Raw genomic sequence first — 22,683 nt, 5'->3', positions numbered from 1 at the left:
GGCGACATGCCCACGCTGCTGCACATCGACTCCTCGGCCGACCTCTCCCACTCGCGCTCGCGCGCGCTGACCGCAGCCTTCGCCGATGCCTGGCGCGCCCGCGGCCCGGAGTACACGGTCGTCCGGCGCGACCTGCACGTCGACCAGCTCCCCCACCTGGAGAGCTCCGCGCTGCACTGGGCCGCCGCCGACCGCACCGCCGACGAGACCGTCGCGCCCGAAGCCGACGCACTGCGGCAGGAGGTCATCGACGAGCTCCTGGCCGCCGACGTCGTCGTGGTCGGTGCGCCGCTGTACAACTACACGGTGCCCTCGACCCTGAAGGCCTGGATCGACCGCATCCACGTGCCCGGCATCCTGACCGGCGGCGTGCAGCCCCTGGCCGGGCGACCCGTCGTGACCGTGGTGAGCCGTGGCGCGACCTACGACGCCGGCACCCCGACCGAGGGCTGGGACCACGGCTCCCCCGTCCTGCACATCGTGCTCGGCACCGCGCTCGGCATGAAGCTGTACCCGATCACCGTCAGCGCCACCCTGGCCGACCGGCTGCCGGACCTCGCCGCCCTGGCCGAGCACGCCGCCGCCGAGTTCGCCGACGCGAAGACGACGATCGAACGCCTCGCGACGACGCTCGGCTGACCCGCGCGGCCGCGGACGGCTGAGGTCAGGCGGGCCGCACCTCGTCGGCCCGCCCGAGCAGGTCTGCGTGGAAGGCCGTCTGCGTCAGTGCGCTCGCGAGCAGGAACCCGGTCATCGACTCGATCCCGCCGCTGAACGGCACCCGGGCGGCGACCTCGAACAGCGTCGGACGGTCCAGTGCGTCGAGGGCCGCGGCGACGTGGCGGGAGCGTTCCTCCCGGTGCCGGGCCAGGGTCCGCGCACGGGTGACGACGTCGCGGAACCGGTACTCGTGCCCCGGGCAGACCTCGAGCTCGGCGTACGGGTCGAGCCGGGCCAAGGACGCCAGGTAGTCCCCCAGTGGGTTCGTCCCGGTCCGTCCACCGAGCCCGATGCCGGAGTTGATCCGCGGCAGCACGTGGTCGCCGGAGAACAGCAGCCCGTCGGTCTCGTCGAGGAAGCACACGTGCCCGCCCGTGTGCCCCGGGGTCCAGAGCGTGCGGATCGTCCGACCGGGGATCGGCAGCAGGTCGCCGTCCTCCAGCGACACGTCGGCGTACGGCGCCTCGATCCGGCCCATCCCGATCCGACGGCCGCTGCCCCACGCCTCGACGACCCCAGCCCGCAGGTGTTCGGGCAGCCCCCACGTCGCGATGTCCGCGTCGTTCCGCTCGGCGTCGGCGCGCTCCCGTTCGAGCGCTCCGACCTCGAGCCCGTGCATCGCCACACTGGCGCCCGTCGCCCGGCGGATCGCAGCTGCGGCGCCCAGGTGGTCGGCGTGCAGGTGCGTCACGGCGACGAGCGACACGTCATCCAGGTCCCGTCCGATCGCGGCGAGGCCGTCCCGCAGCTCGTCGAGACGGCCGTCGGCCGACCACCCGGGGTCGATCACCGCGAGCGAGCCGTCCGCCCCCTCGACGACGTAGACCAGGGTGGCGTCGGGCACCCCGAACCGGAACGGCACCGCGAGGGTCCAGATGCCCGGCCGGACCTGCTCGACGGGCGGCAGGACACCGTCGCGGAGCGCGGCGGCCTGCACGGGGCTGATCGGTTCCGGGGCCGGCGCTGCCGGCGGGGGCACGGTCGTCACGCTCGCCACCATACCGACGCGTGTCTGGCCGGCGATGGCCCTGCTCCCGACGCATGGTGAGCAGAAAGGGTCGGGTGCGGGCCGTGGACCCGACCATTCCTGCTCACCGAACGCACGCGCCGGGCGGAGCACGGGCCTCCAGGCAGACGGCGCAGGCTGCGCAGCACCGCGCCGACAGCGCCGACGACGCGCGCGAGTAGACAGGACGCATGGAGATCGCACCGATGCTCGCCAAGGCCGTCGCCACCGTGCCCGACCCGGACAGCACGAAGGGCGGGCTGCGGTACGAGCCGAAGTGGGACGGCTTCCGCGGCATCGTGACCATCGACGGCGACGACGTCGAGATCGGCAGCCGCGGCGCCAAGCCGCTCACCCGGTACTTCCCCGAACTCGTCGAGGCGTTCCGCGCGCAGTTCGGCGGACGCGACCACCCGGTCGTCCTCGACGGCGAGGTGATCCTGCGGTCCGGCGAGCCCGGTGCCGAGCGGCTCGACTGGGAGGCCCTGTCGCAGCGCATCCACCCGGCGGCCTCACGGATCGCCAAGCTCAGCGTCGAGACCCCGGCGCAGTTCGTGGTGTTCGACCTGCTGGCGGTCGACGGGCAGGAACTGCTCGACCTGCCGTTCGACGAGCGCCGCGAGCGCCTGGAACAGCTCGGCGACGCGATGACCACCCCGCTCTTCGTCACCCGCACCACGCTCGACGTCGAGCAGGCCCGCGAATGGCTCACCACCTTCGAGGGCGCCGGGCTCGACGGTGTCGTCGCGAAGCCCCGCGCGCGGCCGTACGAACCGAACAAGCGCACCATGCTCAAGATCAAGCACCACCGCACCGCCGACGTCGTCGCCATCGGCTACCGCGTGCACAAGAGCGGCTCCGGTGTCGGGTCGCTGCTGGTCGGCCTGTACGACGCAGACGGCGAGCTCCGCCAGGTGGGCGGCGTCTCCGCCTTCACGGACAAGCGACGGGCCGCGTTGGTCGAAGAACTCGAGCCCGTCGTGCTCCGCGATGCGGACGGGAGGCCCGTGACCGGTGACGGGGAACGGTCGCGGTTCTCGTCGGGTCGCGACACGTCGTTCGTCCGGCTGGCGCCGGAACTGGTGCTCGAGGTCCGGTACGACCAGATGGAGGGCGACCGGTTCCGGCACACCGTGCAGTTCGAGCGGTGGCGGCCCGACCGTGACGCGACGTCGTGCGGGTTCGAGCAGCTCGAGGTGCCGAGTGCGTACGACCTGCACGACGTGCTGTCCTGAGGCGTTCGCCACCGCCCCTGTGCGCTCCTCCGGGTCGTGGAACGCACTGCGGTGTCCGTTTGTCGCTGTTCGGTCACGTTTCCGGATGAGTAGTTAGTCGAACTAGCGAAGTCGTGTGAGGATGTTCCCAGCAGCACGAGGCGTCCATTCCGGAGCCCCGGATGCCTGGATCGAATGGGGATCGACATGAGCACCAGCACGCTTGTCCGCCACCCTCAGCGGAGCCCCTTCACCGAAGTCCGAGAAGCACGGCGTCAGCGCGTCCTGCAGCTCAGCGCGGTCATCAGTGCCATCGCCGGCGTCACCGCCACGGCGCTCGCACTCGTCACGATCGGACTCGGCGCGTGATCGTCGACGGCATCACCGACGCGCACCGCGGCACCTGGTCGAGACTGACCCGCCTGCACACCGCGAGCGTCGGGCTGCCGACGCACACCACCCGCGTCGAGGACCCGGACCGCCAGCGGGACGTCTCCTCCGCAGCCTGAGGTTCGGCTCGGCTGGGCCCGTCTGCTCGACCGCTGGGCCTCAGCTCGGCTTCTTCGCCCGTGAGGGCTGCACGCGCGGCGGTTCCCCCGGCATCTTCGGGAAGTCCGGCGGGAACGGCAGCTCCCCCTCGCCGTTCGCCAGGTCACGCTCCCACCACTCCAGCAGCGGTGCGATGCTGCCCGGCTGCTCCCGCATCGACTCCCACGGGTCGCCGGTGGTCTGCAGCCGCTCCGGAACCGTCCGGATCGTGAAGCTCGTCGGGTCAGCGGTCGGCAGTTCGTCCCATGTGATCGGCGTCGACACCGAGGCGTGCGCCAAGGCCCGGGGGCTGTAGGCACCGGCCATCGTGCGGTCGCGGTTCGCCTGGTTGAAGTCGACGAAGATCCGCTGTCCCCGTTCCTCCTTCCACCACGCCGTCGTCACCTGGTCGGGCATCCGGCGTTCGAGTTCACGCGCTGCGGCGATCACCGCGTGCCGCACGTCGAGGAACTCGTGCTCGGGGTGGATCGGCGCGAACACGTGCAGGCCACGGTTGCCGCTCGTCTTGATCCACGTGGTCAACCCGACCTCGTCGAGGACCTTCCGGAGCTCCTCGGCCACGGGCACCGTGTCACCGAAGCCGGTGCCGGGCTGCGGGTCGAGGTCGATGCGGAGCTGGTCCGGGTGGTCGCTGTCCTCGGCGCGTGAGGCCCACGGGTGGAACACCACCGTGTTCATCTGGGCGGCCCACACCGCCACGGCCGGCTCGTCGATCACGAGCTGCAGGTGCGACCGGGCACTCGGGTAGGTCACCGTCACCGACCGGACGTAGTCGGGCGCTCCCTTCGGCGGGTTCTTGGAGAAGAACTGCTCGCCGTCGACACCACCGGGGAACCGCTGCAGCGAGATCGGCCGGTCGCCGTTCGCCCGGACGAAGGCATCGCCCACCGTCACGAGGTACACCGCCAGGTCGAGCTTCGTGATCCCCGCCTCGGGCCAGAGCACCCGCGAGGGGCTACTGATCCGGACCTCGCGGTCGCCGTCAGGCCCGGGCACACGCACCATCGTCGCTTCGCTCGCCATGCAGCGGACCGTACACGCGTGCCCGCCGCGCGCCCGCAGCCCGGTGTGCGTGCGCCTTCGCGCTCCCGCTGGACACCGGTGTTCCCGGGTCGAACACGCGCACGCCGGTGTTCAGCGCACGAACACCGGTGTCGTGCGGGCACGGCAGGATGGGGCGGGTGAACGCGTACCTCGGCATCGACCTCGCGTGGGGACTCGGCTCGGATCGGAAGGCCGCGAACGAGACCGGGCTGGTCGCGATGGACTCCGACGGCACGATCACCGACGCCGGGTGGGCCCGCGGGGTCGACGCCGTCACCGACTGGATCGCCGCGCACCTCGGGCAACGGTCCCTCATCGCGGTGGACGCCTCGCTCGTCGTGACGAACCCGACGGGCATCCGCGAGTCCGAACGACAGGTCGGGCAGCGCTACGGCCGGTGGAAGGTCGCGGCCAACCCGACGAACCAGGCATCTGCGGCGAGCGCCGGCTCAGCGCTGCTCGACCGGCTGACCGCACTCGGCGTCGGGTACGTCTCCGACACGGACGCCATGCGGGCACGGACCGGTCCGGCGATGTTCGAGTGCTACCCGTACACGACGCTGGTGGGGGTGGAGGAGCTCGGGTACGACGTCGAACGCCCCCGCTACAAGCGACTCGACCTCCGGATCCCTGCCGCCGAGGCTCGTGCCCGTCGCGCCGAGGCCTTCGACGAACTGGTCCGGCGGCTGCGCGAGACCCCGCTCGACCCGCCGCTGCTGCTCGACTCGCACCCGCTGACGCAGCGGCTCGCCGATCCGTCGGTGCTGCACGGTCCGACGCACAAGCACCGCGAGGACCTGCTCGACGGGGCGCTGTGCGCGTGGACGGCGTCGTTCTGGGAGCGACACGGCGACGAGCGCGTGCAGATCCTGGGAGGTGATCCTCCCCACCGACACGGCCCGGACGCCGCTGGCGCGTCGCCCGGGAACCGGCGGCGTGGGCCCACCCTCCCCACCGACACGCCGGACGAGGCGGGCCGCCGGCCCGTCGTGGTGGCGCCCGCACGCCCGTCGCAGCGGGGGCCGCGCGGCTAGGGTTGAGCGGTGAGCTCGACGACCGAACCCCTGCACATCGGGCTGGTGTCGCTGCACACCTCCCCCGGAGACGAACCCGGTTCGGGCGAGGTGGGCGGCATGAACGTCGTCGTCCGGCACCAGGCCGAGGCGCTGGCGGACCTGGGCCACCACGTCGACATCATCACGCGCCGCTCCGCCCCGACGCAGCCGGACTCGGTGTCGCTGGTGCCGGGCGTGTGTCTGCGGTTCCTGTCCGCGGGGCCGGCCCAGCCGGTGCCGAAGGGTGAGCACGACGCGTTCATCGAGCCGTTCCGCCACGAGCTCGAGCAGCTCGGGCAGTTCGACGTCCTGCACTCGCACCACTGGTTCTCCGGAGCGGCCGCGCTGCCCGTCGCCCGTGAGCGCGGCATCCCCCACGTGCAGTCCTTCCACTCCATCGCTGCCGACCCGGCGACGCCGCTGTCCGAGGGCGAGCGCCCCGAGTCCGCCGGTCGCATCGCGGGCGAAGAACTGCTGGCCCGCGAGTCCGACGCCGTCGTCGTGGTGTCCGAGGCCGAAGCGTCGACCGTGCGCTCGCGGCTCGGTGGCGACGACGCCCGCATCTGGATCGTGCCGCCGGGGGTCGACGGTTCCGTCTTCCGTCCCGCTGCCGTCGGTGCGCGCCGCGCCGCCTCGCCCTACGTGGTCGCGGCGGCGCGCGTGCAGCCGCTCAAGGGCCTGGACCTGGCGATCGAGGCGATCGCCGACATCAGCCTGGAGGCCCGCCCCACTCTGGTCATCGCGGGCGACGTCTCGAGTGAGGCGGGCGACTACGTGGACGAACTGCGTCGGCTCGCCGACGCGCGTGGAATCGCCGACCACGTCACCTTCATCGGGCCGCAGTCCCGTGCCGACCTGGCGTTCCTGTTCCGTGGCGCGGCAGCCGTGCTCGTGCCGTCCCACTCCGAGACGTACGGCCTCGTCGCGCTCGAGGGGTCCGCTTCCGGGGTGCCGGTCGTGGCCGCCGCTGCCGGGGGCCTTCGTGAGGCCGTGGTCGACGGGGAGACGGGTGTCGTGCTCGAGTCCCGCGACCCGCAGGACTGGGCGAACGAGATCGAGCGGATCCTGACGGATGCGCCCTACGCCGCCGGGCTCGCTGCTGCGGGCCGGGAGCACGCGGAGCGGCTCAGCTGGGAGCGGTCGGCCGCGGGGCTCGAGGACGTCTACCGCCGGGTGCTCGGACGCTCGTGAGCAGGTCGGGGGCCCCGGACACGGGCGATCGGTTCGCGGCGTTCTGGGCCGCGATCGACGCCGTGCCCGTGGAGTCCGACGCCGAGGCGCTCTACGACGTCGGATCGGCCGAGGGGCGGCTGCGTCGGGCGAACCTGACGCGGTACCTGGAGCAGTCCGGGCCGGGTGCCGACACGCTGCTCGTGGCCGAGGCCCCGGGGTGGCGCGGCATGACGAACACGGGCGTGCCGTTCACGAGCATGCGTGAACTCGGGTCCGAGTACCTCGTGCCGCCGGACCCGACCGCCCCGTGGGAAGCGTCGTCCCGCGTCGTGCACGCAGCGCTCGAGGGGTGGCACGGCGCGCTCCCCGTCGCGTGGGCGATCTTCCCGCACCATCCGTTCGTGGCACCGGACCGGCTGACGAACCGCACGCCCCGGCCCGCCGAGGTCCGCTCGGGAGCGCCCGTCGCGCTCGCGCTGCTGGAGGCCCTCGGCGGCGCAGACAAGGTCCGGGTGGTCGCCGTCGGTCGGAAGGCGCAGGGAGCGCTCGCGCTGGCCGGCATCGAGGCGGTCGCCGTACGGCACCCGGCGCAGGGTGGCGCGAAGCAGTTCACCGAGCAGGTGCGGGCGCTCGACCGCTAGCCGTCGGCCCGTCCCGGTCGGGTGCCGGTCGGGTGCCGGTTGCGTCCCGCTCAGGCGGAGCGGACCTCGACACCCTTCGTCGCCAACCGCTCGGCGACGTGGGCGGGCAACGGTGCGGCGGCGTACACGGTGCGGAGCTCCGGCAGGTCGAGCAGGTCGTCCCAGTTCTGCGGGTCGAAGCGGTCGTCCGAGCCGTCCCAGCCGGGGTGGACGTCCTGCAGGACCTCGAGGTCGGAGTCCACCGTGATCTCCGTGACGAGCGACAGGTGCGACGGCAGCAGGTCGAGGTCGTCGTAGTACTCGCGCGCCCGGTCGTCCTGCCCGTCGACGTCGAGGTCCTCGTCGGTCTCGTCCTCGGCGTCCGGGTCGTAGGGGTCGAGGACGTCGAGGTCGTAGCAGAGGACATCGAGCACCAGGAGCTTCGCGTTGAAGTCCGCGAACTCGATGGGCTCCTCGGTGGTGTTCGACTGCTGGTCCATGGCCCGGAGCGTATCCGTCGCCGCGGGACCGTGTTGCGATCGCGAGAAACCTTCCTGTGGGACTGGACAGCAAGGTGTTCCGCGCGCAAGGGTGACGCATGGCCACCACCAAGACGGACCGCCCACAGCAGGAGCAGCACGAGCTCCGCCGGGTCATCGGTCCCAAGCTCCTGCTGCTGTTCATCGTCGGCGACATCCTCGGTACGGGTGTCTACGCGCTCACCGGCCAGGTCGCGGCCGAGGTCGGTGGGGCAGCGTGGCTCCCGTTCCTCATCGCGTTCGCGGTCGCCCTGCTGACGGCGTTCTCGTACCTCGAGCTCGTGACGAAGTACCCGCAGACCGCCGGCGCCGCGCTCTACGTGCACAAGGCGTTCGGCATCCACTTCGTCACGTTCATCGTGACGTTCATCGTGATGTGTTCCGGGATCACGTCGGCGTCGACCGCGTCGCGGGCATTCGCGGCGAACCTCGGCGCGGGGTTCGGCATCGAACTGCCGAACGGCGTGGTGATGCTCATCGCGATGGGCTTCATGCTCGCGGTGATGTTCATCAACTTCCGCGGGGTGAGCGAGAGCGTCAAGACGAACGTCGTGCTGACGCTGGTCGAGCTGTCCGGTCTCGTCATGGTGATCCTGATCGGGTTCTGGGCGATCGCGGGCGGCAACGCGGACTTCTCGCGGGTCGTGATGTTCGAGACGCCGGAGGACAAGTCCCTGCTGCTGTCGATCAGCACCGCGACGTCGTTGGCGTTCTTCGCGATGGTCGGGTTCGAGGACTCGGTCAACATGGCCGAGGAGACGAAGGACCCCTCGCGCATCTTCCCGAAGATCATGCTCACCGGCCTCGGCATCACCGCCGTGATCTACGTGCTCGTGTCGATCTGCGCCGTCGCCGTGGTGCCGATCGGTGAGCTCGCCGGCAACGAGACGCCGCTGGTGACCGTGGTGCAGACCGCGGCGCCGGACTTCCCCATCGCCGACCTGCTGCCGTTCATCTCGATGTTCGCCGTCGCCAACACGGCCCTGATCAACATGATGATGGCGTCGCGACTGCTCTACGGCATGAGCAAGCAGGGCGTGCTGCCGGGCTTCCTGTCCCGCATCTCCCCCGCCCGTCGCACCCCGTCGACCGCGATCGTCTTCACCACGCTCATCTCGCTCCTGCTGATCGGGTGGGTCTCGCTCGACCCCGACTCCCCCATCGTCGTGGTCCTCGGCGGCACGACCTCGCTGTTGCTGCTGACGGTGTTCGCCGTCGTCAACGTGACCGTGCTCGTGCTGCGCCGCGACAAGGTCGACCACAAGCACTTCCGTGCCGGTGTGGTCATCCCGATCATCGGCATCGTCACGTGCCTGTGGCTCGTCATGCCGTTCTCGTCCGGTCGTGACCCGCAGCAGTACCAGATCGCCGGCGCCCTGCTGGCCCTGGGCGTGCTGCTCTGGGTCCTGACGTGGTTCACCCACGGACGGAAGCAGGCTGAGAAGGCCCCGACCGGACTCGTCACGGAACCGACGAAGGTGCAGCGCCCGCCGCACGACCAGCGCGACGCCTGATGGACGCGACGAGCGTCATCTGGACCGTCGTCATCACCGTGATCGCCGCGCTGTCGCTGTCCGCCGGAGGCTGGCACCTGCGCCAGGCTCGGGGTCGGGGTCGAGGGGACGACCGACGCGAGCGCTGACCGCCGTGCACGGATGACCGTGACGGTTCTGGTTCGCGAAGCCCCCGATTCGCAAACCAGAACCGTCACTCGTTGTTGGGGATGCACCTTCCCCGCGGCGAGCAACCGGCGGCGGACCGCGGACTCCGAACTCCGAACCCCGAATGTGCGAGCACGGCGGGCCGCCGCAGGCTTCCCAGGAGGCGCCCGTACGCTCGTGCTGCTCTTCCTGCTCCGTCCGCCCAGCACTCGCCCAGCCCGTCGAGAGGTCCCGTCATGCGCCGTGTCGGCATCACCCTGGCCTCGGTGTTCGGCGCCGGGATCGTGGCGGTCGGCATCGGCGTGGTCGTCCTCGTGGTGATCGCGGTCAACTCGCTCGCCGGGGTCGCCAAGTCGAGCGCCGCGACTCCGGAGCCCGCGTGTCCGGCCGTCGCTTCGAAGACGATCGGGGGCATGGTCGTGCCGGCGGGACCCGTCGCCGGCTTCTGCCAGGACCGCCTGGTGAACGCCGCGCACGTGATCGAAGCCGCTCAGGCACTCGGGATCGGCCCGCACACGCAGGCCGTCGGTGTGATGACCGCGATCGGTGAGTCGAGCCTGGTCAACCTGGACCACGGCGACGCCGCCGGCCCGGACAGCCGCGGACTGTTCCAGCAGCGCGACAACGGCGCCTGGGGCACGTACGAGCAGCGGATGGACCCGTACACGGCCGCGACGATGTTCTACACGAAGCTCGTGAAGGTACCGGGCTGGAAGACGATGACGCCGACGCAGATGGCACACGCGGTGCAGATCAACTCGGACCCGGACCACTACGCGAAGTCGTGGCCGGAGGCGAAGGTGATCGTCGAGGAGCTCACCGGCCAGACCGTGCCGGACACCGCTCCCCAGGGCTGACCCGTCACGAGGCCACCGCCTGTGTTTCCTCGTCGAACTCGACGATGGCCGCTCCGCCGGAGTGCACGACGACCTGCGCGCGGAGCCGGACGGACTGCTCGTCGAGGGCGCACGCGCAGGCGTCGACCCACTCCCAGTCCACCGGGTAGAGGCGATCGGCGCCGGGGCGTTCCCACGCGAGCACGACGTCGACGGCACCGAGCTGCGCGACGATGTCGGCGATCAGGGCGGCGAAGTCGTCGACGTGTTCGTCCGGCGAGTACGGCAGGTCGGCGATCGGCAGCAGGAACGGGATCGACATCCCGCGGTCGTCGAGGAACAGCACCCAGCACTGCCGACGCAGCGGGCGTTCGACGACGGCTTCGACGAGTGCGACGACGTCGTCGTCGGTGCGGACGGGTTCACGGGTCAGGCGGTCGAGCATCTCGGTGTCAGGCATGGCCCCAGCGTGGCGGCCCAGCATCCACCCCCGAGGCAACGACCAGCTTCTGTGGAGAGACGCTCGACGAGCCCGGCCTGTGGAGGAAGAACCGCTCAGATGCCGTGCGTGACCGAGCTGTCGACGAGCAACAGCGAGGCGAAGAACACCGCGACGATCGCTGCCATACCGACGAGCACCACCGGCCAGGTCAACCGTCGGCGCACGAGCCGCAGCACGCACACCACGATCGTCGCGACGAGCACCACCGCCACGATGATCGGCCCCATGACGACCACGGAGTCACCCAGCGTCTCGTTGCAGGTGTTGCCCGGTGCCGCACACGACACGAACGCCAGCGACATGAGCTTGATCCCCCACCCCGCTGCCAACGCACCCACCGTGAGCACCACGAGCAGGGCGGCGGAGGCGACCACGTCCGCGACGCGAGCGCGTCCTGCCCGGGGGTGCCGGGCCTCCCGACCGAAGCGCGCCGGGCCGGACCCGAGCGGATCGGGACCCGACGCAGGACCCGACCCGGGGCCCACACCGGGGGCAGGCCCGGTCTGCCGCGCGGGCGCGCCCATCAGGAGCGCCGGCCGCGCGTCGACCAGAGGGCGAGCGCGATGAGGACGGGCTGGCCGAACAGGCGACCGAAGCGCTTCTCGTCGCTGTCCAGGCCGAAGGCGTCGCGACGGTTTACCCACTGCGACAGGTTGCCGGGGAAGATCACCGTGAAGAACAGGGCAGCGACCGAGCCGACGAAGCGACGCGCCGACTTCGGCGCGAGCACCAGGGCCGAGCCGAGCGTGATCTCCGCGACCCCGGACGCGAGCACCGTCGTGTCGTCGTCGAGCGGCACGAAGTCGGGCACCTGCGCCGTGAACTCCTTGCGCGCGAAGGTGAGGTGGCTCGTGCCCGCGACGACGAGGGCCAGGCCGAGCAGGACGCGGAAGAAGGAACGCATGCCTCCATGGTGCCCGTTCCCACGGCCGGATGCCCGCGCTGCGCGACCCGGACGTACCCGAAGCGAGGTTCACTCGCTACCATGCCGTCCATGGGAGCAGTCGCTCGGGACCACGAACCGCCGGCAGCTCCGGCGACCTTCGCGGTGTTGCTCGGACCGGTCGCGTTCTACCTGGGCATCATCGTGCCCGCGCAGTCCACCATCCGCCACGTCCTGCTCGCTGCCGTGTTCGGGCTGGTCTGCGTGCTGAGCGGCTGGCGGGCGATCCGGATCGCCGGCCGTCGCCGAGCCGTGCAGGTGTGGTCGTGGATCGGCATCGTCATCGGCACCGCCGGACTCGTCATGCTCGTCTGGCAGGTACTCGTGATCGTGAGCGGCGGCACGTTCCCGCCGCCGTTCTGGTCGCCGTACGCCAACCGCTGACGCGGTCCGGCCGGGAGGCCCGGGTCGGGTCCGCCCCGCCGCCCACGAAACGGGTCGGTCCGGGTCAGGGCCGCCCCACCTGACGACGCCGGGTCACCAGCCGAGCGTGCCGGGCGCGCCCTTGAACGGGCCGACGATGTCCGCCGTGATCCAGCCGCCGTAGAAGTCGCCGTCCTGCGCCTGGACGCGTTCGCCGCCGACCTCGCACGAATCCATCGCCGACGGGTAGATGGCGACGCGTTCCCGCAGCGACTCGTAGCCGGGGACCGGTGTCGGGTAGTTCCACGCGGCACGGCTCGCGACCGTGCCATCGCCGCCGACGACGTCGAAGTAGCGCGCCAGGCCCTTGAACTCGCACATGCTCGATCCCGACGCCTTGACGAGCGCGCCCTCGGCCAGATCGGCCATCGGCAGGTAGTAGACCGGCGGGTGCGAGGTCTCGAGCACGCGGACGGCGTCGGTCGTGTCCGCGACGACCGTGCCGCCCAGACGGACGACGACGCGGGCGGTGACCCGCTCGACGGCGGGTGGGCGGGGGTAGTCCCAGACGGATTCCTGGCCGGGGCCGGGCTCGGTCCTCTTCGGGTGACGCATGCTCCAGGTGTACGCCCGGAGCCTGCGGTGCAGCCGCGTGCGTGCGCGGAATCGTCTCCGGGTGCACCATGGGCGGGTGACGACGACGACACGCACCCTGTTCCGACGGAAGCCCATCGAGACGATCGATGACGAGGCCGGGGGCGAGGGCGGCCTCAAACGGCACCTCGGCCTGTGGCAGCTCACCGCGATCGGCATCGGCGGCATCATCGGCGCCGGCATCTTCACCCTCGCCGGCACCGTCGCGAACGGCGTCGCCGGACCCGCGGTGCTGATCAGCTTCCTGGTCGCCGGCGTCGCGAGCGCCGCCGCCGCCCTGTCCTACGCCGAGTTCGCCGGGCTCATCCCGAAGGCCGGCAGTGCGTACACGTACGGCTACGCGGTGCTCGGCGAGATCGTCGGGTGGTTCATCGGCTGGGACCTGTTGCTCGAGTACACCGCGATCGTGGCGGTGGTCGCGATCGGGATCTCCGGCTACGTCGGGTTCCTGGTCGGCCAGTTCGGCATCGACCTGCCCGCGTGGATGCTCGGCGCCCCCGGCACCGGTGACGGCCACGTCATCGACGTCTTCGCGATCGCGCTGTGCCTGCTCACCGCGTTCGTGCTCACCCGCGGCATCCGCAGCGCCGCCCGGTTCGAGTTCGTCGCCGTCGGCATCAAGGTGGCGCTCGTCGTGCTCATCGTCGTGCTCGGGGTGTTCCACATCAACAGCGCGAACTACTCCCCGTACTTCCCGTTCGGGTTCGGCGGCGTGATGACCGGCGCCGCGACCGTGTTCTTCGCCGTGTTCGGCTACGACGCCATGTCCACGGCGGCCGAGGAGTCCACCGACGCCCGCAAGCACATGCCGAAGGCGATCCTCCTGTCCCTCGGCATCTCGATGGTGCTGTACGTCCTGGCGACCCTCGTGCTCACGGGGATGCAGAAGTACACCGACATCGACCCGGCGTCGGGCTTCTCGTCGGCGTTCGCGTCGGTCGGGCTCGGCGGTGTCGCCAACGTCATCGCGATCGGTGCCATCGTCGGCATCGTCACGGTGCTGGTGACGTTCATGCTCGGTGCCTCGCGCGTCTGGTTCTCGATGAGCCGCGACGGTCTGATGCCGAAGTGGTTCGCGAAGACCGACCCGAAGCGGCACGTGCCGACACGGGTGACCTGGATCCTCGGCATCGCGTCGGCGATCCTGGCCGGGGTGCTGCCGATCGGTGTCGTCGCGGAGCTCACGAACATCGGCATCCTGCTCGCGTTCGTCGTGGTCTGCTCGGCCGTGGTGGTGCTGCGCTACCGGCAGCCCTACCTGGACCGCCAGTTCCGGCTGCCGTTCATGCCCGTCATCCCGATCATCGGCGTCATCGCGTCGCTGTGGCTCGTCACGTTCCTGCAGTGGGAGACGTGGGTGCGGTTCGCGATCTGGTTCGCGATCGGGCTCGGTGTGTACTTCGGGTACTCGCGGAAGCACAGCAAGCTGGCCGAGCCGGCGAAGCGCTGACCCCGAGCCCCTGCGCGGCTACCGCGACGGAGACCGTCGGCGTCTCAGCACGGCCCAGACGACGGCGACCACCACGCCCGCTGCGAACCACAGCCACGAGTTCGGCTGCCCGGCGAGCGCACCGGCCGCGCTGCCGATCAGCCCCAGCACGAGGGCGGTCAGCGGCAGCCACTGCTTGGTCGTTCGTGTGGGTCGGGATGCCATGGGCGAGACCTTCGTGACAGGGGTGCGGACAGCGCCGAGCCGCAACTGCACATCGACGGATCCGGCTCGGAGTGGAGCCAGTGTACGGCTGGGTCGTCGACGACGATCGACGCCGCTCAGCGCCGCAACGTCTCCCGCGGGTACTCCCCGAACCGGGCCGCGTACACCGACGCGAACCGCCCCATGTGCGCGAAGCCCCAGCGCCGCGCGACGTCCGCCACCGAGGTAGCGTGCGGCTCGAGGACCCGCAGTTCCTCGTGCACGCGCCCGAGCCGCACCTCGCGCAGGTACGTCATCGGCGAGCGCTCGAACGCTCGCTGGAACGACTCCTGGATCCCGCGGATGCTCAGCCCCGCGGCCTGTGCGACGTCGGCGACGGTCAGCGGCTCGTGGGCGTGTGCCTGGATGAACTCGACCGCGGCACGGAGTCGTCCGTCGCTGCGGGTGCCGTAGCCGGAGGGGAACCGCTCGGCCTGCAGCGGGTACATCCGGAACAGGGCGCGGGCGACGTCGCGCTGCGCTTCGTGCCAGGCGAGCGACTCCTCGCCCTCCTCGCGCAACGCGTGGAGGGCACCCGACACGGCGGTGCGCCAGAGTGCGACGGCGGACGGGTCCGGGGCGGCGGTCGTGTCGAACGCCACGGTGCCGTCGACCAGGTGGTTCTCGGCAGCGACGTCGAGCACCAGGTCCCGGCGCAGGTGCACCAGGCGCTGGTCCCAGTCCTGGTACTCCATCTCGAACCGGCGCTCGACGGGGAACATCGTCGGGACGCCGGGCTGCATGCGGACCTCGTCGTGGCCGACGTCGACGCGGGCTTCGCCGCGTTCGAGCCACTGCACGACGACCTCGCCCTCGGTGGCGACGTCGCCCCGCAGGTACCCGTGCATCTGGGAACGGCGGATGCTGAGCCGTTCGTCACCGACGCCGACGTACTTGAACCAGTAGTCCTGGTCGAGGGCCCGGGAGTACCAGGCCTTTCCCGCGTACATGCCAGCGAGCGAGCTGATGGCGGAGTCGGTGTCCTGCCCGGCCACGGCGACGAGTGCACGCGGCGGCGTGGGACGCGCAGCGGGGTCGGAGCCCGGAGCGGGCGACTTCGACTCGGTCGTGTCGGTCATGGGGCCACCTCTCTCTCCTGGAAGCAGAGCGGTGTGATCACGTGCGGTGGTGCCGACCTGCCCCCTCACGCTAAGGAGCGGTGCGTGGTCGTACAACCAGGTTGCGTTCCGTGGCCTAACGGCCGGTCCAGCGCACCCAACCGTGCACCTGGGCGGCGGCGCTCTCGAACGACGAGTGCCCACCGGTCAACGAGTGGTCCGGTGAATCGACCGTGTACGTGTCGGTCCGGGTGATGTCGCACACGACTTCCGAGCCGAGCCACCCGTTCCAGTGGTCGGCTGAGTCGCGTACCCACCGCAGTCGGTCCGGCATGCGTTTCCAATCGGTTCCGTGGACCGCAGTCGTCGCGCTCCGGTGTCGACGGTAGCCCTGCCCGATGTGGGGCGCCCAGGGTGGCGGCGCGGATCGTCGGTGGCGACTGGCACGATGGACCCGTGCCAGCAGCCCCGATGATCGACGCCGTCGACGTCATCCGATTCGTCGGGCCGCAGACCTTCGGCCGTGCACGCGACGTCGTCCGCGCCGGACTGGTCGACGACGCCACCTGGCACGACGACGACGGCACGGTCACCGCGGTCGTGTCCGGCACCGCCGACGACCCGTACGAGCTGCGCGTCGACACCACCCCGGCTCGCGGCGACTTCGTCCGCCCGGTCCGCAGCAGCTGCAGCTGCCCGCTCGGCGGCGACTGCAAGCACGTCGCGGCTGCGCTCCTCACCATCAACGCCCGCGCCCTCGCCGCGAACGCCGGCCCGCGTCCGGACGCGCCGGCTCCGCCGCCCTCTGACTGGAGGCACGACCTCGCCCGCCTCGCCGGTGACGACGAGCAGGCGCCCACCCCGCAGGGCACGCGGATGGGGCTGCAGTTCGAGTTGCGTGACGCGGTCCCCGCCAAGCTCGCCTCGCGAGCCCGTGCCGCGGGCCGTGCGCTGCCGACGGCGTCCCGCAGCGTGCGGCTCGGCGTCCGCCCGGTGACCCGAAGCGACGCCGGCAACTGGGTGCGTGGGCAGCTGACCTGGGGCACGCTCCCCTACTCGCAGAACCGGCTCGGCGTCGGTGCCGAGCAGCACGCCTGGTTCCTGCAGCTCGCCGCCCTGCACCGCGCCGGGCAGCTCGCCGGGTTGCCGGGTGAGAGCGACTGGCTGCACCTCGACGACTTCCGGAGTCCCCTGCTCTGGCCGCTCCTGCAGCAGGCCGCGACGCTCGACATCGCGTTCGTCACCGGCAAGCGCGAGGGCGGCGCGGTGCTCGGCACGCAGGCCCAGGTGCTGCTCGACGTCGGCCGGCACGACGACGCCGTGGTGATCGGCGCGAGTGCGGTGCTCGACGGCCGACCAGTGGTGCCCAGTGCGGCGCGGATGATCGGCGACCACGGCGTCTACGTGTTCCGCGAGAGCCCGGAGTTCACGGTCGCCGTCGCCCCGACCCCCGCGCCGGTGCCCGAGGACCAGCGCCGCATGCTCGTCGAGGGCACCCGCATCACCGTGCCGACGGCCGAGGTCGACGAGTTCCTGGCGGACTGGTCGCCCCGGTTGCGCGGTGCCCTCGGGCTGGTCAGCTCGGACGGCTCGGTGGAGCTGCCCGAGCGCACCCCGCCCGAACTCGTGCTCACCGCGACCTTCGAGCCGGCCCGGGCGCCGCGCACCGACGACCGCGTGCACCTGCACTGGCGCTGGCACGTCGACGGCCGGAAGGACCCGGTGTCCCTGCACGGTCCGCTCCCCGACCTGTCCGGGCTCCGTGCCGCCGACGATCCGGCCGGCACCGACGACGCACCCGTGACGAGCCCGACCAGTCCCGACGACGCACCCGCGGTGGAGCCGACCACGGCGACGACGCCGGCCGACGACGCGACGCGGGCCGGCCCTCCCGTCCGCAGTGCCGGACCCGGTGGCGGACTGGACTGGTTCCAGGACGGCACCATCGACGGCGCCGACGTCGCGGTGTTCGCGAACGAGTTCCTGCCGGAGCTGCCGTCGCTCGGCGTCCGCACCGTCGTGCAGGGCGAGCGGCTCGACTACGAGCGGCTGAGCGGGCGACCGCACATCCGCGTCACGACGATGCCGTCGGACAAGCACGACTGGTTCGACCTCGGCATCATCGTCAGCGTCAACGGCAAGCAGATCCCGTTCACGCCGCTGCTCACCGCGCTCGCGGGTCGGCAGCGACGCCTGAAGCTCGTCGACAACTCGTACCTGTCCCTGGCCGACCCCGCGTTCGACCGGCTCAAGGAACTCATCGACGAGGCCCGCGACCTGGACGAGTGGGAGCCCGACCAGCCGATCGCCGTGACGCCGCTGCACGCCGGGCTGTGGACCGAGTTCGACCTGCTGGCCGACGAGACCTCGCACGACGAACGCTGGCAGGCGATCACCGCGGGGCTGCTCGGGGCGACTCCCCCGGGTGACGTCCCGGTGCCGGACACCGTGCACGCCGACCTGCGGCCCTACCAGCACGCCGGGTACGCGTGGCTGTCGTTCCTGGTGACGCACGGCATCGGCGGGGTGCTCGCCGACGACATGGGTCTCGGCAAGACGCTGCAGGTGCTCGCGATGGTCGCCGCCCGTCGTGCCGCGGAGCCCGACGCTCCCCCGTTCCTGGTCGTCGCACCGACCTCGGTCGTCGGCAACTGGGCGGCCGAGGCCGCGAAGTTCGTGCCGTCGCTGCGGGTCGCGACGGTGAACTCGACGTCGCTGAAGGACCCCGGGCTCGTCGCACGGACCGCCGCCGCGTCGGACGTCGTCGTCACGTCCTACGCGCTGCTCCGGCTCGATGCCGACGCCTGGACCGACCTGCCGTGGTCGGCGCTGGTGCTCGACGAGGCCCAGTTCGTGAAGAACCCGCAGTCGCAGACCCACCGTGTCGCCTCGGAGCTGCAGGCACCGGTGAAGTTCGCGATCACCGGCACCCCGCTCGAGAACGGGCTGACCGACCTGTGGGCACTGTTCCACATCGTCGCGCCGGGGCTGCTGTCGACCTGGACCCGGTTCGGCGACGACTACGTGAAGCCCCTCGCCTCACCCGAGCTCCGGGGCGAAGCCCGCCAGGAGCTCACCGGGCGGCTGCGTCGACGGATCCGGCCGCTCATGCTCCGGCGCACGAAGGAAGCCGTCGCGTCCGACCTGCCCCCGAAGCAAGAACAAGTGGTCCGGGTCACGCTCGACCCCGCGCACCGTGCGCTGTACGAGCGCACGCTCAACCGGGAGCGGCTGAAGGTCCTCGACCTGATCGACGACCTTTCCAAGAACCGGATGATCGTGTTCCGGTCGCTGACGCTGCTGCGGATGCTCGCGCTGTCGCCGGCGCTGGTGTCCGCCGGAGCGTCCGGGTCGGCGTCGTCCGGCTCCGACGTCACGTCCGGCTCGACCCCGATCCCCTCGGCCAAGCTCGACCTGCTGCTCGACGAACTCGAACAGCTCGCGGCAGAGGGGCGACGCGCCCTGGTGTTCAGCCAGTTCACCTCGTTCCTGCGGATGGTGTCCGACGCCCTCGACGCCCGCGGCATCGGGTACGAGTACCTCGACGGCTCCACCCGCAAGCGCCCCGAGGTCATCGAGCGCTTCCGGCAGGGCACCGCCCCGGCGTTCCTCATCTCGTTGAAGGCCGGCGGCTTCGGACTCACCCTGACCGAGGCGGACACCGTGTTCGTGCTCGACCCGTGGTGGAACCCCGCCGCCGAGTCCCAGGCCGTCGACCGCACGCACCGCATCGGCCAGACCCGGTCGGTGAGCGTCCAGCGGTTCATCGCCGAGGACACCATCGAGGAGAAGGTCCTCGCCCTCGCCGCCCGCAAGGCCGAGCTGTTCGCCACGATGATCGACGACGACGCCCTGTTCGCCGACGACCTGACCGCCGACGACATCCGTTCCCTGCTGACCTGACCCGCCGCCTGCCGGCTCCCCCGCTGTTCGCCCGCCGCCGCGCTGCCCGCCGCCGCGCTGCCCCGCTGCCCCGCTGCCGTGCCAGATCCGCACCGTGCGAGATCCGCCAACCCGTGCGACATTGCCCGCCCCGTGCCACGCCACAACCCCGCACCGAACAACCCCGGCCGCACACACCTACCAACCCCGCACCGTGCCCACCACGCTGCCCCGCCCCCGCGCCAGATACGCACCGTGCAAGGTCGCTCAACCCGTGCGAGATTGCCCGCCCCGTGCCACGCCACAACCCCGCACCGAACAACCCCGACCGCACACACCGACCAACCCCGCACCGTGCTCACCACGCTGCCGCGCTGCCGCGCCAGATCCGCACCGTGCAAGGTCGCTCAACCCGTGCGAGATTGCCCGCCCCGTGCCACGCCACAACCCCGCACCGAACAACACCGACCGCACACACCGACCAACCCCGCACCGTGCCGCGCGCGCCGCCCCGGTATGTCGGTCACGCACGAGATGATCGTCCCTGTCCCGCCAGACCCGCACCACCGCACCACGTTCCGCCCCGCACCACGTTCCGCCCCGCACCACCTGGAGTCCCACCGCATGACGTCCCGCCGACGCCGCAGCCGCATCACCCTGACCTCCGTCCTCGTCGTCCTGGCCCTCGCCGTCGGTGGGTACGCCCTCGACGCCACCGGGGCCCTCGGCCCGGACGCCGACGCGGCCGGCACGACCGACGCGGCCGGCACGACCGACGCGGCCGGCAAGACCGCTGCGGGCGGCCCCACAGCCGTGGAGACGACCACGATCGGACCGCAGGACGCGTCGTCAGGGGCGAGCCCGACCTCCAGTCCGACCGTCAGCCGCGGAACCGACGCCGACGCGGTCCGCGCACGCACCCAGCTCGCCGACCTGCCCGTCAAGGGCAAGGCGGCGGCCACCGGCTACGACCGCACCGGCGACTTCGGCAGCGCCTGGCTCGACGTCGACCACAACGGGTGCGACACGCGGAACGACGTCCTCGCCCGCGATCTGGCCGGCATCACCCGCGAGGGTCGCTGCAAGGTCCTCACCGGCACCCTCGTCTCGCCGTACACCGGTGCGCGGGTGGACTTCGTCCGCGGCAACACGACCTCGACGCTCGTGCAGATCGACCACGTCGTCGCGCTCGAGAACGCCTGGCGCACCGGAGCCCAGCGCCTCACCGAGACCGAGCGGCAGGCACTGGCGAACGACCCGGTGAACCTGTTCGCCGTCGACGGCCGGTCCAACTCGCAGAAGGGCTCCGGCGACGCGGCGACCTGGCTCCCCGCGAACAAGGCGTTCCGCTGCACCTACATCGAGCACCAGGTCACGGTGAAGACGAAGTACCACCTTTGGGTGGCCCCGGCAGAGCGGGACGCGATGGAACGCGTGCTCGGCGCCTGCTGACGTCGGGCGGCCCGGCGCCGCTGAGTGTCAGCCTGGAGGCCCGGCGCACCTCCGCCCCGCGTGGCAGGCTGCGGACATGGCTGAGCAACTCACAGTGCCGCAGGCGTTCGCGCTCCTCCAGGTCGAGCCCGGCGGCCGCAAGTCCCTCGACGGGCAGACGCTGGACACCGGCCTCGCGGGCGCGGTCCTCGCCGACCTCGCACTCCGCGGTGTCGTCTCGCTGCAGAACGGCCTGGTCACCGTCGTGAACGGCGCCGCCACGGGCGACCCGGTGCTCGACGGCGTCGTCGGGTCGATCGCGGCATCGGGTGCGCCGCGCAAGGCGAAGTGGTGGGTGAGCCGGCTCGGCAAGCAGCGGCTGCGCGATGACGTGTTCGCCGGCCTCGTCGCCAGGGGCATCATCAGCGTCGAGCAGGGCAAGGTGCTCGGCCTCTTCCCCACCACGAAGCACCCGGAGCGCGACGGAGCCCCGGAGGCACTGCTGCGATCGGGCATCGCGGACGTGCTGGCTCGGCGGGCGGGCCCGACACCTTTCTCCGCTGCGGTCATCGGGCTGCTCGACGCGACGAACACGCTCCGCAAGCAGTTCGGCGCGGTCGACAAGGGCCTGGTCGAGGAGATCACCTCGGGGACCTGGGCGAGCCCCGCGGTGCAGGCCGTGCTCGAGCAGATTCGAGCCGCGGCGATGATCGTCATCATGGCGGCGACCACCGCGACGGCAACCACGGTCATCACGAGCTGAGGTCGGCCGCGGGCACCCGCTGGGCACCCACTGACGAGGCCGTTGCGCGACAGGTGTAGTCTACTTTTATCGATGCGGATGCATTGATCGGACTCGCTGCTCCACCGCGGACCCCGAGCCCTTCGCCGTCGAAGACCTCAGGAGGCCTCCCCCATGCCCGAAACCACCACCGGCACCACCCGCTTCACCGACCGTGTCGTCCTCATCACCGGCGGCGGCTCCGGCCTCGGCCGTGCGACCGCGGTCCGCCTGGCCGCCGAGGGCGCTGCGCTCTCCCTGGTCGACGTCTCCGAGCAGGGTCTCGAGGCGACGAAGACCGCCGTCCTCGACTCCACCCCAGACGCGCAGGTCCTGACGACCGTCGCCGACGTCTCCGATGAAGCCCAGGTCGACGCCTACGTCAGCGCCACGACCGAGCGCTTCGGCCGCATCGACGGCTTCTTCAACAACGCCGGCATCGAGGGCAAGCAGAACCCGACCGAGTCCTTCACCGCCGCCGAGTTCGACAAGGTCGTGTCGATCAACCTGCGTGGCGTGTTCCTCGGGCTCGAGAAGGTCCTCAAGGTCATGCGCGAGCAGGGCTCCGGCATGGTCGTGAACACCGCGAGCGTCGGCGGCATCCGCGGCATCGGCAACCAGTCCGGGTACGCCGCCGCCAAGCACGGCGTCGTCGGACTCACCCGCAACTCGGCCGTCGAGTACGGTCGCTACGGCATCCGCATCAACGCCATCGCCCCCGGGGCCATCTGGACGCCCATGGTCGAGAACTCGATGAAGCAGCTCGACGCGGAGAACCCCCGCAAGGCGGCCGAGGAGTTCATCCAGGTCAACCCGACGAAGCGCTACGGCGAGGCCCCCGAGATCGCCGCCGTGGTCGCGTTCCTGCTCTCCGACGACGCGTCCTACGTCAACGCGACGGTCGTCCCGATCGACGGCGGGCAGTCGGCCGCGTACTGAGTCCGTCACCTCCGACACCC

At 71.4% G+C, this 22,683-nt stretch carries 26 protein-coding genes; 16 read left to right on the top strand and 10 right to left on the bottom strand.

What is annotated here, in order from left to right; translation table 11 throughout:
• Window positions 1–6: 6 nt before the first annotated feature.
• Window positions 7–639, top strand: a complete 633-nt coding sequence (locus ASF75_RS00280; protein WP_017886558.1) for an FMN-dependent NADH-azoreductase — start codon at window positions 7–9, stop codon at window positions 637–639.
• A 25-nt stretch (window positions 640–664) separates the two neighbouring features.
• Here the strand turns inward: ASF75_RS00280 and ASF75_RS00275 are convergent, their stop codons facing one another.
• A complete protein-coding gene (locus ASF75_RS00275; protein WP_162242997.1) occupies window positions 665–1,708 on the bottom strand; it encodes an MBL fold metallo-hydrolase in 1,044 nt (347 codons plus the stop codon).
• Between the two features lie 209 nt (window positions 1,709–1,917).
• Here ASF75_RS00275 and ASF75_RS00270 point away from each other — a divergent pair, with 209 nt between their 5' ends.
• The 3 genes from ASF75_RS00270 (at window position 1,918) to ASF75_RS17495 (ending at window position 3,449) form a co-directional block, all read left to right on the top strand.
• Window positions 1,918–2,961 (top strand): ATP-dependent DNA ligase, encoded by a 1,044-nt coding sequence (locus ASF75_RS00270; protein WP_056068197.1) that lies wholly within the window; start codon window positions 1,918–1,920, stop codon window positions 2,959–2,961.
• A 186-nt stretch (window positions 2,962–3,147) separates the two neighbouring features.
• Window positions 3,148–3,309 carry a hypothetical protein gene (locus tag ASF75_RS17500; protein WP_156155271.1) on the top strand — a complete coding sequence of 54 codons (162 nt, stop codon included), beginning with the start codon at window positions 3,148–3,150 and terminating at the stop codon, window positions 3,307–3,309.
• Window positions 3,306–3,449 (top strand): hypothetical protein, encoded by a 144-nt coding sequence (locus ASF75_RS17495; RefSeq protein WP_017886554.1) that lies wholly within the window; start codon window positions 3,306–3,308, stop codon window positions 3,447–3,449. The genes ASF75_RS17500 and ASF75_RS17495 overlap by 4 nt, the downstream gene beginning before the upstream one ends.
• A 40-nt stretch (window positions 3,450–3,489) precedes the next feature.
• On the opposite strand, the gene ligD is transcribed toward ASF75_RS17495, so the two are convergent.
• Entirely contained in the window at window positions 3,490–4,512 is a 1,023-nt protein-coding gene (gene ligD / locus ASF75_RS00265) for a non-homologous end-joining DNA ligase (RefSeq protein ID WP_056068194.1), read from the bottom strand.
• Window positions 4,513–4,670: 158 nt separating this feature from the next.
• Here ligD and ASF75_RS00260 point away from each other — a divergent pair, with 158 nt between their 5' ends.
• Genes ASF75_RS00260 through ASF75_RS00250 form a run of 3 tightly spaced genes read left to right on the top strand, consistent with a single transcriptional unit; the run spans window position 4,671 to window position 7,402 of the window.
• Window positions 4,671–5,567, top strand: coding sequence for a DUF429 domain-containing protein (locus ASF75_RS00260; RefSeq protein WP_200942656.1), 897 nt, complete (start codon window positions 4,671–4,673; stop codon window positions 5,565–5,567).
• A 9-nt stretch (window positions 5,568–5,576) separates the two neighbouring features.
• Window positions 5,577–6,779, top strand: coding sequence for a glycosyltransferase (locus ASF75_RS00255; RefSeq protein ID WP_017886551.1), 1,203 nt, complete (start codon window positions 5,577–5,579; stop codon window positions 6,777–6,779).
• Window positions 6,776–7,402, top strand: a complete 627-nt coding sequence (locus ASF75_RS00250) for a uracil-DNA glycosylase (RefSeq protein WP_056068190.1) — start codon at window positions 6,776–6,778, stop codon at window positions 7,400–7,402. The genes ASF75_RS00255 and ASF75_RS00250 overlap by 4 nt, the downstream gene beginning before the upstream one ends.
• Window positions 7,403–7,452: 50 nt before the next feature.
• Here the strand turns inward: ASF75_RS00250 and ASF75_RS00245 are convergent, their stop codons facing one another.
• Window positions 7,453–7,881 (bottom strand): DUF6892 domain-containing protein, encoded by a 429-nt coding sequence (locus ASF75_RS00245; RefSeq protein ID WP_052481637.1) that lies wholly within the window; start codon window positions 7,879–7,881, stop codon window positions 7,453–7,455.
• A gap of 98 nt (window positions 7,882–7,979) precedes the next feature.
• On the opposite strand from ASF75_RS00245, the gene ASF75_RS00240 reads away from it, so the two are divergent.
• The 3 genes from ASF75_RS00240 (at window position 7,980) to ASF75_RS00235 (ending at window position 10,438) form a co-directional block, all read left to right on the top strand.
• On the top strand, window positions 7,980–9,434 hold the full coding sequence (locus tag ASF75_RS00240; RefSeq protein WP_017886548.1) for an APC family permease: 1,455 nt from the start codon (window positions 7,980–7,982) through the stop codon (window positions 9,432–9,434).
• Window positions 9,434–9,562, top strand: a complete 129-nt coding sequence (locus tag ASF75_RS18215; protein ID WP_268750869.1) for a hypothetical protein — start codon at window positions 9,434–9,436, stop codon at window positions 9,560–9,562. The genes ASF75_RS00240 and ASF75_RS18215 overlap by 1 nt, the downstream gene beginning before the upstream one ends.
• 255 nt (window positions 9,563–9,817) lie before the next feature.
• Entirely contained in the window at window positions 9,818–10,438 is a 621-nt protein-coding gene (locus ASF75_RS00235; protein ID WP_017886546.1) for a hypothetical protein, read from the top strand.
• Between the two features lie 4 nt (window positions 10,439–10,442).
• Here ASF75_RS00235 and ASF75_RS00230 read toward each other — a convergent pair whose 3' ends face one another.
• The 3 genes from ASF75_RS00230 to ASF75_RS00220 form a co-directional block, all read right to left on the bottom strand.
• Entirely contained in the window at window positions 10,443–10,877 is a 435-nt protein-coding gene (locus ASF75_RS00230) for a hypothetical protein (protein WP_056068189.1), read from the bottom strand.
• Between the two features lie 95 nt (window positions 10,878–10,972).
• Complete coding sequence (locus ASF75_RS18055; protein WP_235517512.1) at window positions 10,973–11,470, bottom strand: DUF6264 family protein; 498 nt, start codon at window positions 11,468–11,470, stop codon at window positions 10,973–10,975.
• A complete protein-coding gene (locus tag ASF75_RS00220) occupies window positions 11,443–11,823 on the bottom strand; it encodes a hypothetical protein (RefSeq protein WP_056068184.1) in 381 nt (126 codons plus the stop codon). Before ASF75_RS00220 ends, ASF75_RS18055 begins: the two co-directional genes overlap by 28 nt.
• A gap of 90 nt (window positions 11,824–11,913) precedes the next feature.
• Here ASF75_RS00220 and ASF75_RS00215 point away from each other — a divergent pair, with 90 nt between their 5' ends.
• Window positions 11,914–12,246, top strand: coding sequence for a hypothetical protein (locus tag ASF75_RS00215; RefSeq protein WP_017886542.1), 333 nt, complete (start codon window positions 11,914–11,916; stop codon window positions 12,244–12,246).
• A 93-nt stretch (window positions 12,247–12,339) separates the two neighbouring features.
• On the opposite strand, the gene ASF75_RS00210 is transcribed toward ASF75_RS00215, so the two are convergent.
• On the bottom strand, window positions 12,340–12,840 hold the full coding sequence (locus tag ASF75_RS00210; RefSeq protein WP_031259408.1) for a DUF427 domain-containing protein: 501 nt from the start codon (window positions 12,838–12,840) through the stop codon (window positions 12,340–12,342).
• A 76-nt stretch (window positions 12,841–12,916) separates the two neighbouring features.
• On the opposite strand from ASF75_RS00210, the gene ASF75_RS00205 reads away from it, so the two are divergent.
• Window positions 12,917–14,329, top strand: coding sequence for an amino acid permease (locus ASF75_RS00205; RefSeq protein ID WP_056068181.1), 1,413 nt, complete (start codon window positions 12,917–12,919; stop codon window positions 14,327–14,329).
• Window positions 14,330–14,347: 18 nt separating this feature from the next.
• Here the strand turns inward: ASF75_RS00205 and ASF75_RS00200 are convergent, their stop codons facing one another.
• From ASF75_RS00200 to ASF75_RS18210, 3 genes are all read right to left on the bottom strand, one after another.
• Window positions 14,348–14,533, bottom strand: coding sequence for a hypothetical protein (locus ASF75_RS00200; RefSeq protein ID WP_056068179.1), 186 nt, complete (start codon window positions 14,531–14,533; stop codon window positions 14,348–14,350).
• Between the two features lie 116 nt (window positions 14,534–14,649).
• Entirely contained in the window at window positions 14,650–15,651 is a 1,002-nt protein-coding gene (locus tag ASF75_RS00195; RefSeq protein WP_056068177.1) for an AraC family transcriptional regulator, read from the bottom strand.
• Between the two features lie 115 nt (window positions 15,652–15,766).
• A complete protein-coding gene (locus tag ASF75_RS18210; RefSeq protein WP_258375068.1) occupies window positions 15,767–15,895 on the bottom strand; it encodes a hypothetical protein in 129 nt (42 codons plus the stop codon).
• Window positions 15,896–16,086: 191 nt separating this feature from the next.
• Between ASF75_RS18210 and ASF75_RS00185 the strand changes: the two genes are divergently transcribed.
• The 4 genes from ASF75_RS00185 to ASF75_RS00170 all read left to right on the top strand — a co-directional run bounded on the left by ASF75_RS00185 (window position 16,087) and on the right by ASF75_RS00170 (window position 22,663).
• Entirely contained in the window at window positions 16,087–19,533 is a 3,447-nt protein-coding gene (locus ASF75_RS00185; RefSeq protein ID WP_140447908.1) for a DEAD/DEAH box helicase, read from the top strand.
• 603 nt (window positions 19,534–20,136) lie between these two features.
• The gene (locus ASF75_RS18285; RefSeq protein WP_040419335.1) at window positions 20,137–20,964 is read left to right on the top strand and encodes an HNH endonuclease family protein; all 828 of its coding nucleotides are present in this window, start codon (window positions 20,137–20,139) and stop codon (window positions 20,962–20,964) included.
• Window positions 20,965–21,040: 76 nt separating this feature from the next.
• A complete protein-coding gene (locus tag ASF75_RS00175) occupies window positions 21,041–21,706 on the top strand; it encodes a GOLPH3/VPS74 family protein (protein WP_082509328.1) in 666 nt (221 codons plus the stop codon).
• 153 nt (window positions 21,707–21,859) lie between these two features.
• Entirely contained in the window at window positions 21,860–22,663 is an 804-nt protein-coding gene (locus ASF75_RS00170) for a glucose 1-dehydrogenase (RefSeq protein ID WP_056068171.1), read from the top strand.
• Window positions 22,664–22,683: the final 20 nt, after the last annotated feature.

The organism is Curtobacterium sp. Leaf154, from assembly GCF_001424595.1.
Taxonomy (GTDB): Bacteria; Actinomycetota; Actinomycetes; order Actinomycetales; family Microbacteriaceae; genus Curtobacterium; species Curtobacterium poinsettiae.
This window is presented reverse-complemented; position numbering and strand designations above follow the sequence as displayed.

What these genes read in the sequence shown, in the direction of transcription:
- ASF75_RS00280 (WP_017886558.1), top strand. Translation starts at nt 7, where the DNA reads ATGCCCACGCTGCTGCACATCGACTCCTCGGCCGACCTCTCCCACTCG.
- ASF75_RS00270 (WP_056068197.1), top strand. Translation starts at nt 1,918, where the DNA reads ATGGAGATCGCACCGATGCTCGCCAAGGCCGTCGCCACCGTGCCCGAC.
- ASF75_RS17500 (WP_156155271.1), top strand. Translation starts at nt 3,148, where the DNA reads ATGAGCACCAGCACGCTTGTCCGCCACCCTCAGCGGAGCCCCTTCACC.
- ligD (WP_056068194.1), bottom strand. Translation starts at nt 4,512, where the DNA reads ATGGCGAGCGAAGCGACGATGGTGCGTGTGCCCGGGCCTGACGGCGAC.
- ASF75_RS00245 (WP_052481637.1), bottom strand. Translation starts at nt 7,881, where the DNA reads ATGGACCAGCAGTCGAACACCACCGAGGAGCCCATCGAGTTCGCGGAC.
- ASF75_RS00240 (WP_017886548.1), top strand. Translation starts at nt 7,980, where the DNA reads ATGGCCACCACCAAGACGGACCGCCCACAGCAGGAGCAGCACGAGCTC.
- ASF75_RS18215 (WP_268750869.1), top strand. Translation starts at nt 9,434, where the DNA reads ATGGACGCGACGAGCGTCATCTGGACCGTCGTCATCACCGTGATCGCC.
- ASF75_RS00235 (WP_017886546.1), top strand. Translation starts at nt 9,818, where the DNA reads ATGCGCCGTGTCGGCATCACCCTGGCCTCGGTGTTCGGCGCCGGGATC.
- ASF75_RS00230 (WP_056068189.1), bottom strand. Translation starts at nt 10,877, where the DNA reads ATGCCTGACACCGAGATGCTCGACCGCCTGACCCGTGAACCCGTCCGC.
- ASF75_RS00220 (WP_056068184.1), bottom strand. Translation starts at nt 11,823, where the DNA reads ATGCGTTCCTTCTTCCGCGTCCTGCTCGGCCTGGCCCTCGTCGTCGCG.
- ASF75_RS00215 (WP_017886542.1), top strand. Translation starts at nt 11,914, where the DNA reads ATGGGAGCAGTCGCTCGGGACCACGAACCGCCGGCAGCTCCGGCGACC.
- ASF75_RS00210 (WP_031259408.1), bottom strand. Translation starts at nt 12,840, where the DNA reads ATGCGTCACCCGAAGAGGACCGAGCCCGGCCCCGGCCAGGAATCCGTC.
- ASF75_RS00200 (WP_056068179.1), bottom strand. Translation starts at nt 14,533, where the DNA reads ATGGCATCCCGACCCACACGAACGACCAAGCAGTGGCTGCCGCTGACC.
- ASF75_RS00195 (WP_056068177.1), bottom strand. Translation starts at nt 15,651, where the DNA reads ATGACCGACACGACCGAGTCGAAGTCGCCCGCTCCGGGCTCCGACCCC.
- ASF75_RS18285 (WP_040419335.1), top strand. Translation starts at nt 20,137, where the DNA reads ATGACGTCCCGCCGACGCCGCAGCCGCATCACCCTGACCTCCGTCCTC.
- ASF75_RS00175 (WP_082509328.1), top strand. Translation starts at nt 21,041, where the DNA reads ATGGCTGAGCAACTCACAGTGCCGCAGGCGTTCGCGCTCCTCCAGGTC.
- ASF75_RS00170 (WP_056068171.1), top strand. Translation starts at nt 21,860, where the DNA reads ATGCCCGAAACCACCACCGGCACCACCCGCTTCACCGACCGTGTCGTC.